The following is a 14,328-nucleotide window of genomic DNA, read 5'->3' as shown; positions in this document are numbered from 1 at the left end:
CAAATGGTCACCTTGGCATTAAGAATTTTTCATGCTTTTTCCCGTTGAGTTGAGTTTGCGTTTGCCGAGCACCTCGGGTACTCTGCGTGCCGGTCTAGATTACCGCGTGAGTAACTAGAACCCATAGGAGAAGGAGTGTCGAAGGCGTTATGAAGAACAGTTCGGGATCGGTAGCTTTCAAGTTCGAGCCAGAGGAGCCTGGTGCAGACGAAGAAGTTGACCTGGAACCGCCCTTGGAGGCTCTCGAAGAGGAGGTTGAAGCTGCGGAACGTGGAGCGGAGTCGGACCTACCCGAGCACTTCTTCCACGACGTCAGCAATACGCAGCTCCTCACGCCGGAGGAAGAGCAGCGCATCGCTCGGGATATCGTGAAAGCGCGCAACCGGATTCGGCGCTTGTTGCGGCGTTTTCCCCGCCTGGTATCCGCCGCTCTTCCCGTTCATGGGCGGAGTGTGATCCACCCCAGCGAGGACTTCCGTGAACGTGAGACCGTCATGGTCCTCGAGTTCGCGAAGAAGGAGCTCAAGTCGCGCCGCAAGGTCGACTTCCCGTACGGAGATCGGCTGAAGATCAAGGAGATGGTGGCGCAGCTCGAGAAAGAGCTGGCCGCCTACCGCAAGCTTAGGGACCGCATGATCGAAGCCAACCTACGCTTGGTGATTTCTTTCGCAAAGCGGTACCGGCGAGCGGGCGTGTCGTTCTTGGACATGGTGCAGGAGGGATCGCTCGGACTCATTCGTGCGGTCGAGAAATACGATCCTCGCAAGGACGTGAAGTTTGGCACCTACGCTGTGTGGTGGATCTGGCAGCAAATCGGCCGCGCTGGAGACATGCACAGTGGACTCATTCGTACGCCCGTACACTGGAACCAATTGCGGCGGAAGGTCGGCCGGGAGACCCAACGCTTACAAACCAAATTTGATGGCAAAGTGAGCAAGGAGCTCCTGGCGCAAGCCAGCGGTGTCGATGCTGAACGGCTAGAAACGATGACCCAAAGTTTTCAGTGCGTGTCCATCGACGCCCCCCTGAGCGCAGATGACGACCGGACGCTCGAGGAATTGCTCGCAAGCGACAGCAAAGACCCGGAAACTGAGGCCGCTCAAGGCGATCTCCATGCGCAACTGGAGGCCGCCTTACGGCAGCTACCTCCTCGGGAAGCGAACATCCTGCGGTTGCGCTTTGGTACGAACGACCAGCAACCGCTCACTCTGGAGGAAGTAGGGCGTCTTTACGGCGTGAGCCGCGAACGTATCCGCCAACTTGAGGCCCGTGCCCTGAAGCAACTCCTCCCGATTTGCGAAAGCCAAGGGCTGCGTGCCTACGTTGACTAGCAAAACTAGAAAGGGCAGCCTGCAAGGCTGCCCTTTCTAGTTTTTTAGATTGGGGCTCGGCCTCAAACTTTCAAAAGGAGCGGGAATGAGAAAATTCGTGTTGACCTGGACGGTTGCATTTTCGGCGCTCACATCATCGATTGCGCATGCGGCTGGCCCCGAACTGAAAACTGACGAGCAGAAGGCCCTTTATGCCCTCGGTGCGCTCTTGGCGCAAAACGTCAGTAGCTTTCGTTTGACCCCATCTGAGGTCGAAACGGTGCTTGCCGGTTTTAAAGACGCCAGCACGGGCAAGACCCTGGCGGTGGACCCCGACGCGTATCGGGGCCAACTGCAGCAACTGGTTCAAGCCCGCGCGGCTGCGGCCGCCAGTGAGGAGAAGGAAAAGTCAAAAGCCTTCCTGGAAAAAATGGCCAAGGAAAAAGGCGCTGTTCGCACGGATTCCGGCTTGGTGTTCATCGAGATCCAGCCTGGCACCGGCGCAGCGCCGAAAGCTGAAGACAAGGTCAAGGTTCACTACACTGGCACGCTCATGGATGGCACCGTGTTCGACAGCTCCGTGCAACGCGGCGAACCAGCCACATTCCCGCTCAATGGCGTGATCCGTTGTTTCAGTGAGGGGCTTCAGAAGATGAAGGTGGGCGGCAAAGCAAAACTTGTGTGTCCCTCCGACCTCGCATACGGTGACCGTGGTTCGCCTCCGAAGATCAAGCCAGGAGCCACCCTGGTGTTCGAGGTCGAACTGCTGGGGATCGAGCAGTAACAAAAACGCCCGAACCGGCGCCACAGAATTGATCCAGCCTGCAAATTTTCTACGTCGCGTGTTTTGACTAGGCTTCCCGCCTAGCCGTACAAAGCTGGTAGCCCGCGTCGGACTCGCTCAGCCGATGCGTTGGCGGGCCCGTGCAGCGCGGCAAAGACGTGGCCCATGGACTGGCTCTCCCGCAACGGCAAATGCTGGCGTACGGCGGTCGGAGCTGGCGCGTGGTGGGTTCTGACTTCCGTTGCTTCGGCCGCAGCCGAGCAATCTTGTCCCGGTGACTGCAACGGTGATGCTGTGGTAACCGTCGACGAGGTTGTTAGCGTTTTGCGTGTCGTCCTAGAGGAGGCGCCAGCGAGCTCTTGTGCCGCAGGCGACGTCAACGCCGACCGCCGGGTATCTGTCAACGAGGTTGTGCAAGCTGTGCACTCCCTCCTGAGCGGCTGCACTCCCCGTTGTGGCGACGGTGCGGAGGATGGGGACGAGGACTGCGACCATGGCGGCATCTGCCTCGGTACCAGTAAGGCGGGCTCTGGCTGCACAAGCGACAGTGATTGCTTCGGTACCAGCGATGAATGGTGCGGGGTGTGCCAGGGCGGAACCTATCCCTACAAGGCATGCAACCGCCATAGCGACTGTCCACAAGGTCGGTGCGTGGCCTGTTGGACCTTCGGAGGCGACGGCTGCGCGGCAAACTGCACGCTGGAGCGGACACTGCCTCTCGAATTGCGGGCGGCACAGCCCGGCGACGTAAACAGTGGCAGCTTCCTCGCCATAAAGGGTAACCTACTAGAGTTCGCTCCGTTGCCGATCGAAGGGTCGCTGCGTCTGGCCCTCGGCAGGGCGCGACGTGCGGTCGAAAGCTTTGCCGTTGGGGGGCCAGATTCGCACAAATACCGATCTCCACCTTGGCTTGTTTCTGCATTCGCGTAGCCGAATACAAAACCTTCTGCACCGGGGGCTTCGCGTCCCCGCCGGCCTCGTGCCCACCAAGTCGCCCTTGCACGTCAGTGTTTGGGCCGGGCACTGCCGGGGCGGGAGTCATTGGCTGCAACGGCGTACCTGCAGTAAACCTCGAGGTCGAGAAACTTTCGCCCGACGGGCCTGCACGTGTGTCTTTTCGCGGCAGCGGAGGGCCAGGTAGCACCATCTTGGCGACGGGGTGGGCGATTGGCACAGCAATAGGAGCTTGCCATGAGAATTTCTGCACCGAGGAGGTCCCGCCTTCCGCCCGGGGATTGCCTTCCCCTTCTTTCTGGACCACAGGTGGAGCTTGCGTCTCTCGCGGCACTCGCGTGCTGACACTGGGAATGACCGAAGTGTGCGGCTACGGAGATGCTCTAGTTCCTTGTGAACGGGAGTGCGTCTCTGGACTTTCACTAACTTGCGACACTTGGGACCGAGGCGAGCTTAGCGGCCTTCGCGTTTGTAGCGCTGCGTCTTTCCCTCCGTTCCAAACGTTCGATCGCGTAAGGATAAGAAGCTGTTTGCAAGCCAAATAGGAGCTGGCCGGCGATTTCAGCAGGCCGCCTGGGTCAAGAAACGTACCGGGGTAGAACTTCCGCAAGCTCTCGCAGTGGGCGCGCGGTCCGATCCTTCTCCGACAATACGGGGTCGCGCACCGGCCACGGAATGGCCAACTCAGGATCATTCCAAGCCAAGCGCAGCTCTCCTTCCGGGTCATAGTAGTCTGTACACTTATACTCGACCTCTGCTGCATCGCTCAGCACGCAGAACCCGTGCGCAAAGCCAGGGGGCACGTAAAGCTGGCGGAAATTTTCCGCCGATAGAGTTACGGCCGTCCAACGCCCGAACCACGGGGAGCCTCGCCGAATGTCAACGGCCACATCCCAAACTGCACCAGCAATCACGCGAACAAGTTTACCTTGAGGGCGCCGGAGTTGCGCGTGCAACCCCCTCACCGTACCTCGCACGGAACGAGAGTGATTATCCTGCACAAAGACCCTCGGCAACCCGTGCTTGGCGTACTTCTCGCCGTGAAACGTCTCTAAAAAGAATCCCCGCTCATCCCGGTGGACCTCGGGCTCGACAATGACCACACCCGGCAGTTCTGTCTCCACCAAGCGCATGAGAAAACCCTTGTCACCGGCGTCCGACGTTTGCAATGGTTACAGTCACTTGCCCAGCTCGGATCCCAAGCATAGGATGCCAAGGCCAAAAGCGCCTTGGATAACATTCCTCTGGTAAACGGTACAAATTGTGCGGCACATCCTCTCGAGGGGAAAGGAGGGAACCATGGGCGAGCAACCAGCCGCGCGTGAGGTCACCCTGCCTAGCCGTATGCTGCCCTCGGATGCACTATTCTGGTACGCAGAAGAGGCCACGCCGGCACTGCGGCCTGTTGTGGGTGGGTTGTTCTTTCTCGATCGGGCCCCACACACGGAAAAACTCGAGCATGCTTTCCTGCGCTGGGTCGATCGCATCCCGCGGCTTCGCCAACGCGTGTACGAGGATGCTCTTCGCCTTACCTTGCCGGAGTGGCGCGACGACCCTCATTTCGAACTCCACTACCATCTGCGCCACCTGGAGCTGCCGCCACCAGGCAGCCGCAAGGAGCTGCTGGAACTGGTTAGCGCTCTGTTTGCTTCACCTCTCGATCCCGCACGTCCTTTATGGGAAGCGTACGACATTCGCGGCTACCAAGGAACGCGCGCAGCCCTGCTGGTCAAGGTCCATCACTGCGTCATGGACGGCGTAGGCTCTATGACGGGCTTCGATGCCTTGACCCAAGCGAAGCGAAATCAATCGATCCCCCTGCCCCGCATCCGTCCTTCGCAACCACGCCCAGCTCCAATGAGGGCCGCGCGTCTGGCAACCGAGGCCCTGAAGGTGACCACTGATAACCTCCGCGCCGCAGCCGCTTTGCTTCTCGGAGCTGTTCGCGACCCAGCTTCCGCCGTCGCTCAAATCAGCGCCGCCACCCGCGGCTTATGGGGCGTACTTTCGGACCTGACATCCCCCGCTTCCCCAGACCCGTTAGCGCAACAGGCCACCGGAATCGGTCGCCGGTTGGATGGGCTCACGATGCCATTGCCCCGCCTTCGTAAAATCAAGGAGGCCCTCGGCGTTACGCTAAATGACCTGATGCTCACGATCGTGGCCGGAGCCGTGGGGCGTTACTATCGCCACCGCAAGCTCAGCGTCGACGAGCTCCATTGTATGGTTCCCATCAGCCTGCGACGGGAAGAGGAGCGCCATCTGCTGGGGAACCGCGTGGGCATGTGCAACGTCGCGCTCCCCATCGGAGAGGAAGACCCGCTACGCCGTCTCGCCCGCATCCAGGAGCAAACAGCCGCCGCCAAGCGCGACCGTCGGGCGGCCGCTTATCCCTTCCTCATGCGTGTGCTCACCCTGACCCCAACGTTTGTCATCCGAGCGTTAGCCCAAGCTACGACAGGCAAAATCAACCTGATTGTCACGAACGTGCCCGGCCCATCCGAACTACGGTATTTGGCTGGGGCACGCATCGACGCCATTTACCCTTACGCGCCAGTGACGATCGGCTTACCCTTGGCCATTGCTCTACTTTCCTACGCCGATACCTACGGGATCGGGATCGACACGGATCCTTCTGCAATCCCAGACCCGGAGCTGCTCCATCACTTCCTCGAGCAAGCGACTGACGAAGTAGAACGCGCGGCACGAGTGAGCCAGCAAAAAGCCCCACGCCCTCAGCGTACCGCCCTCGCGACGCGCCCGGCGAGAGCTCAGTCGACCCCAACGGCCGGTAAGCCAGCCAAGGCCATTGCCACTTCTTCGTCGGGATAGTCGAAGTTCTGCAGCCGCCCTGCTGCGTAGTCCATGTAAGCCTGCATGTCGAAATGGCCGTGGCCGCAAAGGTTGAACAAAATTACTTTTCCCCGCCCTTCTTCCCGACACTGCAAAGCAGCGCGGCGGGCCCCCGCGATTGCATGATTGGCCTCCGGGGCGGGAACAATCCCTTCCGCCCGCGCAAACTCCACACCGGCAGCGAAGGCTTCTAGTTGTTGCACCGCCTCTGCCTTCACCAGGCCCTGAACAACTACATGGCTCACCAAAGGCGCCATGCCGTGGTAACGCAACCCACCGGCGTGAATGCCGGGCGGCACGAAGGAACTCCCCAGCGTGTGCATCTTCATCAGCGGCGTCAGATGGGCAGTATCGCCAAAGTCGTACGTGTACTTGCCCTTCGTCAAGCTGGGGCATGCAGCCGGCTCGACCGCCCGGATCTCCACCTGCGGCCCCCCACGCAACATTCGGCCCAAGAAGGGAAACGCAATTCCCGCAAAGTTCGATCCGCCCCCTGTGCATGCGACCACGATGTCAGGCTCTTCACCGATCGCAGCGAATTGCTCTAAAGCCTCCAAGCCGATCACGGTTTGGTGCAACAGCACATGATTCAAGACGCTCCCCAAGGCGTAGTTCGTCTGCGGGTCTGCGGCGGCCACCTCCACCGCCTCGGAGATGGCAATTCCCAATGAGCCCGAGCATTCCGGATCGCGGGCAAGGACTTCGCGGCCAGCTTTTGTCAAACTGCTCGGACTTGCCACCACATGAGCACCGTACGTCTCCATCAGCGCGCGCCGGTAGGGCTTTTGGTTGTAACTCACGCGAACCATGAACACCTGGCATTCGAGGCCAAAAAAGTTGCAAGCCAGCGCCAGCGACGAGCCCCATTGGCCCGCTCCCGTTTCGGTTGCCAAACGGCGAATTCCGGCTTGCCGGTTGTAGAACGCTTGCGCAACGGCGGTGTTCGGTTTGTGAGAACCCGCCGGGCTTACACCCTCGTACTTGTAGTAGATGCGCGCCGGAGTCCGCAGGATCTTTTCCCAACGCCAGGCGCGGAACAACGGCGTGGGCCGCCACAAGCGATACAAACTACGCACTTCCTCTGGAATCGGCACCTCACGCTGGCGGCTGAACTCTTGCTCAATCAACGCTGGAGGAAAAAGCGGAGCAAGTTCTTCCGCGATAATCGGCTTTCCCGTACCTGGATGCAAAGCGGGTGGGGGCTCCAACGGCAAATCGGCGACGATGTTGTACCAAGAGGTAGGCAACCGCTCTTCCGGCAAAAGAATTTTCGTTGCATTGTTCATCGCATGAGTAAAAAGCCGATTGTCGCTTGCGACGCAATGCAAGAAACGCTTGCGACTCTTGGTTTCGAGTTCGCTGCCCCCTTCGTCCTGAGCGGCTTACCTGCTTGTCCCCTCCGCAACTACATCGACCGCCCACCGGAGTTTGCCCACTCCATCTCCTCCGCGCGTGCCGTTACAATTTGCCGACACCACCGCAGCATAAAACTGCACAGTTTGCGGCTCCGACGGCGCCCGCCATTGGAACTCCCATGTCCATGGCAACGCCCCCACGAACAGCCGACTGACCACCGCGTCCAAATCAGCTCTGTCCTCCTTCCCATCTCCGTTTGCGTCACCCGCAACGCAAGCACCAAAACCGCGCGAGGACAAAATTGACGCGGCTAGCACAATCACATCGCCCGCACTCACACGCGCATCGCGGTTCGTATCCGCACTGCGTTGCGGCGACAAATGCGTCAGTTCACCTGCCTCAGCGTACAACCCGTCACCTGGAACTAACTCGCCAGCCGCTACCGCCACGTTCACACCTGCACCCACCATCGCCGGTCCCGCCGGCCGCGCTTGCAAGCGCCAACTGGTCACGGCGCCGATCGTCACCTGTGTTGGTCCTTCTATCATCAGCGCTGGCGAATGCTCATCCCCGTGGCAAGAGTCGGCGCACGTCTCCCCCTGCATTCCGGAAAAGCCAGTAATCCCATGTTCCTTCGCCCATACGGGTGGGAACGAGTAAGCGAAAACCAGTAAGAAAACGATTGCTCGCGGCCTCGACAACAACGGCATCACTATTCCCGAAAAGATTGCTCGCCGCTCAACTTTGTCTACGCGGGCGGCCGCACACAGCGGCCATCAACGCAACGCCCAGGCCCGACAGTGGGGTCGGGACAAAACAGCCCGTCCGGCGCGCGCTCAGAAACACACTGATCACCACTGCGGTAATCATAAGTGCAGGCGTCGCCGTCATCGCATAAAGAGGACGGGCAATCCGGAGAATCCGGCAAGCAGTATGCACTCACGACGCTCGGCGTCAGCGAGCTACGGTAGGCATCGCCCTCGGGGTTTCCGCCCCGGTCTCCGATGCCGGCGCCGAAGAAAATCTCTCCGTCCAAAACGGTCACGGCCGAAGCAACCGGCACAAGCGGCGAGAACTGTTTCAGCACTTCGCCGGTATCGGCGTCGCGCGCGTAAACACCGGAGAACAAACTCCCCATGAACACCACCTCACGGGTCGCTGTTGTTGCCGCATAACTCGGCGCCGCCGAGCGATCCGCCCAACGAACGCTTCCATCGCTGGCCGTCAAGCTCCAAGCGGCCGGGCGCTGTGGGCGGTTGAACGACTCGCCAATTGCCGTGGAGAAAAAGATCGCCCCGCCGCCAACCGCGGCGCTGCCGATGATTCCACCAATCGCCCCTCCCGGGACAACTTGCTGTGCCCAATAAGGTTCGATGCGCCCCGTGAGTTTATTCACCCCCTCTCGGTCGAGGACGTAGTACGTACCATCCTTGTTGCCCACTCCCAACACATCGCGTTGCGAGCCGCCAAACCGAATGGTGAACAGATTAGGAACCGCACCGAAAGCGAGGTCGGCATTGTCCACCTCGCGGGGCCGCCACCGCCAGACCGGCGCACCGTCGAAACTCAACGCAAAGATCGCTTCCTCAAATGGCGGCATCGGCGGCGCAGGCTCCACCGTGTCGGGATCGTTATCTGTGTCGCAATTGCTCGAGGCGGTAAACAAAAGCCGGCGCGCAGTGTCGACGGCGAACGAGGACCACACGTTGCCACACGCTGTCCAGCGGCGGTTAAAGTTACAGCCGGGCCGGGTGGTGAAGAAGTCAGGAGGAAGTCCGAGCTCTTCCGCGGAATGATAACCGTCGAACTTGCGAACGCGATCAGAGGCAAACGGGCGACAAGTCTGGCCAGTATCGACGTCGAAATACCAAACCAGGTGACCCTCGGTTGCATCTACGGCAAACACGCCCCCTTTGCCCGGCGCGCGATCGTTCACGTCCATGCCGAACACCACAAGGTTTTCCACCACAGCCGGCGACGACTCTACCTGATTGCGCTCCACCCGCGGGCCGCAAGTCGTGCAGCCAGTGCCCGCATCGAACGACCAGCGCAGCTCACCGGTCGCCGCCGCCAAGCAGTACATGGTCATGCCGCCACCGACATACACCCGCTCTTCCCCAGCCACGTGTGCCACCGTTGGCGACGAAGCTTGCGGGTACGACGCCCCCGGGTGCGGCTTCATCGCAAACGACCACAGTCGTGACCCATTGCTCACCCGCAACGCGTACAAAAAACCGTCCCAGGACGGGACGTACACCACCTTGATCCGGCCCTCTCCAGGAACGTGCACCCAAGCCACTGTAGGTGAAGCAGTAACAATGGCACCCGTTTGGTACCGCCACTTAAGCCGCATCGAGGCGACATTGCTGCGCGTGATGCGCGCTTCAGCATCGTTGTAAAAAGTCCGCTCAACATTCCGGCCGTACATCGGCCAGCCATCCGCTAACTGCGCGCCGCTGGTCGATCCACCGGGTGCCTCGCTGTCGCTGCCGCAACCCACGAACACCACGATCAGAGCGCCGCAGCCAAATTGAATCAATCGTTCGCTCCAACGCGCCGGCACGCGCGTTGCGCTACCCTATCTGGCTGTGTTGGTCAACAGCCAGCCTCGTGTCCCAGTTGCAACCATCGCGTTTGCACTCACAACGGGAAAACGCTCCTGACGAGCAGCTTTGACCCAACGTTGCAAAGCCCCAAAAGCACAGAGCCTAAACATGCAGACAGATAGGTTGTGCTTGAACTAGCACAGCAAATGCCTTGACCGTTCTGAAGGCACCCGAGTAACAGTGGCGCCGTTGCAAGACAGACCATCGGGGGCAGCGGGCAACGGCCGCAAGCGGCGCGGGCAATCCTTCGGGGCCAAGAGGGTTGCCCGCGCCGCTGTTCGAACGCCTGGGGGCAAAACCTTTTCACCAACAGGCCGCATTTAAAAGAGGTAAAACAAGAGCAACAAGCACACCCAAACAGCGTCGACGAGGTACCAGTACAAACGGACACCCAGTGTCCAAGTCAGCGCCGCCTCACATCGTTCTCGCGAGGGTAGCCACGCACAGTAGAGGAGAGCACCGAGCCCCCCGACAACGTGCAGAGCGTGGAGCCCAGTGAGCAAATAAAAGCTCGCCCAAAACACGCTCTCCTGCGGTCGAGAACCGGCAACCCAGTGCGTCCAGTAATCGATCGCCTTGACCATAACGAACAGCCCGGCGGCGATCATAGCTGTAACCAGGAAGCCCCTCCGCAGCCGAGATGTCTCCACCACTCGTGCCAAGCTCAACGTCACCACCACCAAGCAGGCGGTAGCTGCAGCGGCTGCAACTCGGGATACGTGCGTTGCGGCTTCCGCCCACGCCGGATCCCCCGCCCGAAGATACACCACGGCGGCCAACAAACCACCGAACAAGGCCGCCTCAGAAGCCAGAAACCAAGCCACGCCCGTGATGCTGGGCTTCCCCACCCATAGCCCTGCTGGTGCGTGGGCAGATTCCATGCGCTCCCTCACCGAGGCCACTGCGGCTGCGGCTGCCGCGTTCCGTCGTTATCCACGTAGGCGTAAGGCTCTCTGACAACGCGAACCGGTTGTGAGAAGTTTTCACTCGGGGGCGGCGACGACACCGCCCACTCCAACGTCGTTCCACCCCAAGGGTCAGCTCCAGCACTTCGGCCACGCCGCAGGGACCACGCAACGTTTCCCAGAAAAAGAAGCTGAAAAGCGAGCAAAAAAATCGCCGCAACCGTCGAGAGCTCGTGCAAGGGCATCAGGGGGCGAAAATATTCATAGTACGAGGGATCGTACACTCGCCGCATGTGCCCATGAACGCCAACGTAGAATAGAGGGACGAACACCGCTTGGAAGGCAACGAACGTGAGCCAGAAGTGCCAGGCACCCACGCGCTCGTCGAGCAAGCGACCCGTCATTTTCGGAAACCAATAATAAAGGCCCGCAAAACCACCGAGAACAACCGAGGGGAACAACGTGTAATGAAAATGCGCGACGACGAAGTACGTGTCGTGCAGATACATGTCGAGCGCCGGAGAGCCGAGAAAAATCCCTGTGACCCCACCGACGATAAAGGTGGCGACTGCGCCAACCGCAAAGCGCATCGCCGTCGACGGCACCAACACGCCGCCACGCAACGTCGCAATCAGGGCGAACACCACCACCGCAAAGGGAACGGAAATGATGATCGTGGTGATACTGAACGGGAGGGCGAGGCGCACGTCAAGGCCGCTCACAAACATGTGGTGCGCCCAAACCACGAAACTCAGCGCGGCACTCACCCACAGGGCAAGGACGATCAGCCGGTAAGCCGCCACCGGTCGCCGGGCAAAGGTCGGGAAAATTTCGAGAAAAATGCCCAGAGCGGGCAGCAGAATCACGTACACCTCAGGATGGCCGAAGAACCAAAACAGGTGCTGCCACAACAGTGGGCTACCGCCCTTTTCCGCGACGAAAAACGCCGTCCCGAGGTGACGATCACACAGCAGCATGAGAATCGCACCCATGAGCGGGCCGGCGGAAAACAAAAATAAAATCGCCGCGACCATCTGCGTCCACACAAATAACGGCAACCTCATCAGCGTGAGCCCCGGCGCCCGCATGTTGAACGCTGTGGTGAGCACGTTGATCCCACTCATGAGCACGGCAACGAAGTCCACGAACACTGCTGCCAACCACAAGTCGAAACCGAGTCCCACGCCGGTGTACGTCGGGTCCGATGACAAGGGCACATAGTTCGTCCACCCTGCGGCCGCCGGCCCCTCTTCGACAAAAAACGAGGCCAGGAGAATCGCGCTGGCGATGGCCAGCGTCCAAACGGACACCATGTTGAGGCGCGGGAACGCCATGTCGGCGGCTCCCACCATTAACGGGACCAGGTAGTTCCCGAATGCACCGAGCAACAACGGCATGGCCACGAAAAACATCATGATCGTGCCATGCATCGTAAGCCACGCATTGTACGGGGCAGGGTCGATCACCCCGTAAAAAGGCGCCGTACTCCCAGGAAAGGCAAGTTGCCAGCGCATCAAATATGCCGCAAACCCGCCGACAACGGCCATCACCACGGCAATGGCCAAGTACTGCAAGCCGATCACCTTGTGGTCGGTAGAAAACACCCACCGCCACCAAAACTCTTGTCCCCAACTCGTGTGGCTTTCTCCGTGCAGCGAGGGAGCGATTCGCTCTCCCTCCGCACCCGATTGGTGGCTACCCATCAGCAGAGCCCACTGAATCTTGCACTTGCGTTGCCGAGTTCAGCCACCGCTCGTAACCGGCTGGATCATGAACGACTATGTGGCCGCCCATGCGGAAATGAGCGAAGCCACATAGCTCGGCACACACAAGCGGAAACGTTCCTTCGCGCGTCGGCAAAAACCAACGCCGGACCTCCAAGCCGGGAACAACGTCCTGCTTGAGCCTCATCGAGGGCAGGAAGAAACTGTGAATGACATCGACCGAACGGAGCCGAAGTTCCACCGGCTTCCCCACCAAGACGTGCAACTCGTTTTGCAGTTCGACGTCGTCCGCAGTTCCCAGCTCCTCGTCGGCACCGGGATGCTGCACCGTCCAGGCAAATTGGCGGCCCTCCACCCTCACCGGTAAGGCACCGCGCGGGGCTCCGGCAACCGCACCGGTCCAAATGGAATGACCATAAGCTTCGATCGCCAAATCGCACGCCAACACCGCAGCAGCGAGCGCCGCAATCCACCATCCCTCATTCCCTCGAGGTGGGATGGGCAGGGAACGCTGCCGGCTTCGAGCACGGGCACGCCAAAGCAACACTATCAAAGTCAGCTCGCACAGCAGGAACCAAACGCCTACGACAACCGCGATCCAAAGAAACAAGGAGTCCACGCGTGGCGCGAGGCTCGAAGCTGTCTCGGGCCAGCCGAGACTCCAACGCGCATCCAACCAAAAGCCAACCATGCCGGAGAAGCACACTGCCAAAGAGCAGCGCCCGCTTCAATGCAGGTGCTCCGCTTGCAATGGCGGCGCATCGCAAGTAACGGAATGCCCGTGGTGCAAGTCGGTCATTTCGAACGGATTCTCCTCCCCGTGGACTTCTCCTCGGAGTGCGACGTCGCAGCACACCACGCGGCTTGGTTTGCGCAAACGACGGGGGGCACCGTGCACCTGGTTCATGTGATCGTGAACCCGCTCGACGACTTGTACGACACCCATGCACTGCCACCGCTGCAAGTTGTCGACGCCGCAGAAGCCAAAGCCCTATCTTTACTGCGGGCCGTGGCAGAACGCTGCTTGCCCGCGTCGGTTACCCGCGTTCTCCACATTCGCCACGGCGATCCCTACGAGAAATTGCGTGCGGTGGCGGACGAGATCCACCCGGATCTCATTGTGCTTTCCACCCGCGGCCGTGGTGGAATCGCTCATCTGGTAATTGGCAGCGTGGCAGAAAAAATCGTGCGCCACGCCCTTTGCCCGCTGTTCGTCGTGCCTCGTCCGAACAAATGATCTGTGGGGTCCGGCACCTGCGGCGGACCCCACAGATCTCACCGGATCGAGTCTTCAGCTTTGCCAGCGGCGGCGCAAGCCCAAGAGTGCACTGACGCCTAACAGCGCGAGCACTCCGGCCATAACGCCCGTCCACGGACCCTGACCGACCGGAACCGGAGCGGCGCACCGCGTGCTAGTGGCACAGCTCGGGTCTGCACAGTCCACCAGCCCGTCGCCGTCGTTGTCGAAGCCATCGCTGCAGGCAAAGTCGCCCGCCTCGTTCTCAAATCGCGAGAAGGTGGGCGTAATCGTGGGTGTATTGGTCGGCGTCCGTGTCGGCGTCGGTGTAGCCGTCCGGGATGGAGTCGCGGTCTCTGTTGGGGTCGCCGTATTCGTCGGCGTCGCAGTCTCCGTCGGTGTCAGTGTGTTGGTCGGAGTCGCCGTCTGGGTCGCAGTCGGCGTGTTTGTCGGTGTAGGCGTATTAGTCGGCGTCGGTGTCCGTGTCGGCGTCGGCGTCCGTGTCGACGTCGGTGTAGCCGTCCGGGATGGAGTCGCGGTCTCTGTTGGGGTCGCCGTATTCGTCGGCGTCGCAGTCTCCGTCGGTGTCAGTGTGTTGG

The 14,328-nt window shown here is 60.5% G+C and carries 12 protein-coding genes; 4 read left to right on the top strand and 8 right to left on the bottom strand.

The features are described from left to right. Positions 1-149 precede the first annotated feature (149 nt). On the top strand, positions 150-1,331 hold the full coding sequence (locus N3C12_15300; GenBank protein MCX8073793.1) for an RNA polymerase sigma factor RpoD/SigA: 1,182 nt from the start codon (positions 150-152) through the stop codon (positions 1,329-1,331). A 49-nt stretch (positions 1,332-1,380) separates the two neighbouring features. After that, complete coding sequence (locus tag N3C12_15295) at positions 1,381-2,094, top strand: FKBP-type peptidyl-prolyl cis-trans isomerase (GenBank protein MCX8073792.1); 714 nt, start codon at positions 1,381-1,383, stop codon at positions 2,092-2,094. Between the two features lie 1,532 nt (positions 2,095-3,626). Here N3C12_15295 and rfbC read toward each other — a convergent pair. Then, a complete protein-coding gene (gene rfbC, locus N3C12_15290) occupies positions 3,627-4,181 on the bottom strand; it encodes a dTDP-4-dehydrorhamnose 3,5-epimerase (protein MCX8073791.1) in 555 nt (184 codons plus the stop codon). 166 nt (positions 4,182-4,347) lie between these two features. On the opposite strand from rfbC, the gene N3C12_15285 reads away from it, so the two are divergent. Further along, on the top strand, positions 4,348-5,880 hold the full coding sequence (locus tag N3C12_15285) for a wax ester/triacylglycerol synthase family O-acyltransferase (protein MCX8073790.1): 1,533 nt from the start codon (positions 4,348-4,350) through the stop codon (positions 5,878-5,880). Here the strand turns inward: N3C12_15285 and N3C12_15280 are convergent. The 6 genes from N3C12_15280 to N3C12_15255 all read right to left on the bottom strand — a co-directional run bounded on the left by N3C12_15280 (position 5,820) and on the right by N3C12_15255 (position 13,183). Beyond that, positions 5,820-7,187, bottom strand: coding sequence for a TrpB-like pyridoxal phosphate-dependent enzyme (locus N3C12_15280; protein ID MCX8073789.1), 1,368 nt, complete (start codon positions 7,185-7,187; stop codon positions 5,820-5,822). The two genes, N3C12_15285 and N3C12_15280, sit on opposite strands and share 61 nt — an antisense overlap. A gap of 96 nt (positions 7,188-7,283) precedes the next feature. Continuing rightward, complete coding sequence (locus N3C12_15275; protein MCX8073788.1) at positions 7,284-7,967, bottom strand: hypothetical protein; 684 nt, start codon at positions 7,965-7,967, stop codon at positions 7,284-7,286. A 38-nt stretch (positions 7,968-8,005) separates the two neighbouring features. Beyond that, positions 8,006-9,796: a PQQ-binding-like beta-propeller repeat protein gene (locus tag N3C12_15270; protein ID MCX8073787.1), complete on the bottom strand. Its 1,791-nt coding sequence runs from the start codon at positions 9,794-9,796 to the stop codon at positions 8,006-8,008. Positions 9,797-10,183: 387 nt separating this feature from the next. Further along, on the bottom strand, positions 10,184-10,744 hold the full coding sequence (locus N3C12_15265) for a cytochrome c oxidase subunit 3 (protein ID MCX8073786.1): 561 nt from the start codon (positions 10,742-10,744) through the stop codon (positions 10,184-10,186). An 8-nt stretch (positions 10,745-10,752) separates the two neighbouring features. Beyond that, entirely contained in the window at positions 10,753-12,471 is a 1,719-nt protein-coding gene (locus N3C12_15260) for a cbb3-type cytochrome c oxidase subunit I (GenBank protein MCX8073785.1), read from the bottom strand. After that, positions 12,464-13,183, bottom strand: a complete 720-nt coding sequence (locus N3C12_15255; GenBank protein MCX8073784.1) for a hypothetical protein — start codon at positions 13,181-13,183, stop codon at positions 12,464-12,466. The genes N3C12_15260 and N3C12_15255 overlap by 8 nt, the downstream gene beginning before the upstream one ends. Before the next feature lie 39 nt (positions 13,184-13,222). Between N3C12_15255 and N3C12_15250 the strand changes: the two genes are divergently transcribed. Next, on the top strand, positions 13,223-13,729 hold the full coding sequence (locus tag N3C12_15250) for a universal stress protein (GenBank protein ID MCX8073783.1): 507 nt from the start codon (positions 13,223-13,225) through the stop codon (positions 13,727-13,729). Positions 13,730-13,783: 54 nt separating this feature from the next. Here N3C12_15250 and N3C12_15245 read toward each other — a convergent pair whose 3' ends face one another. After that, on the bottom strand, positions 13,784-14,020 hold the full coding sequence (locus N3C12_15245) for a hypothetical protein (protein ID MCX8073782.1): 237 nt from the start codon (positions 14,018-14,020) through the stop codon (positions 13,784-13,786). Between the last annotated feature and the right edge of the window lie 308 nt (positions 14,021-14,328).

It is taken from the genome of Candidatus Binatia bacterium (genome assembly GCA_026415395.1).
Taxonomy (GTDB): Bacteria; Desulfobacterota; Binatia; order HRBIN30; family HRBIN30; genus HRBIN30.
Note: the sequence above shows the minus strand (reverse complement) of the source record. Positions and strands in the feature narration are given on the sequence as shown.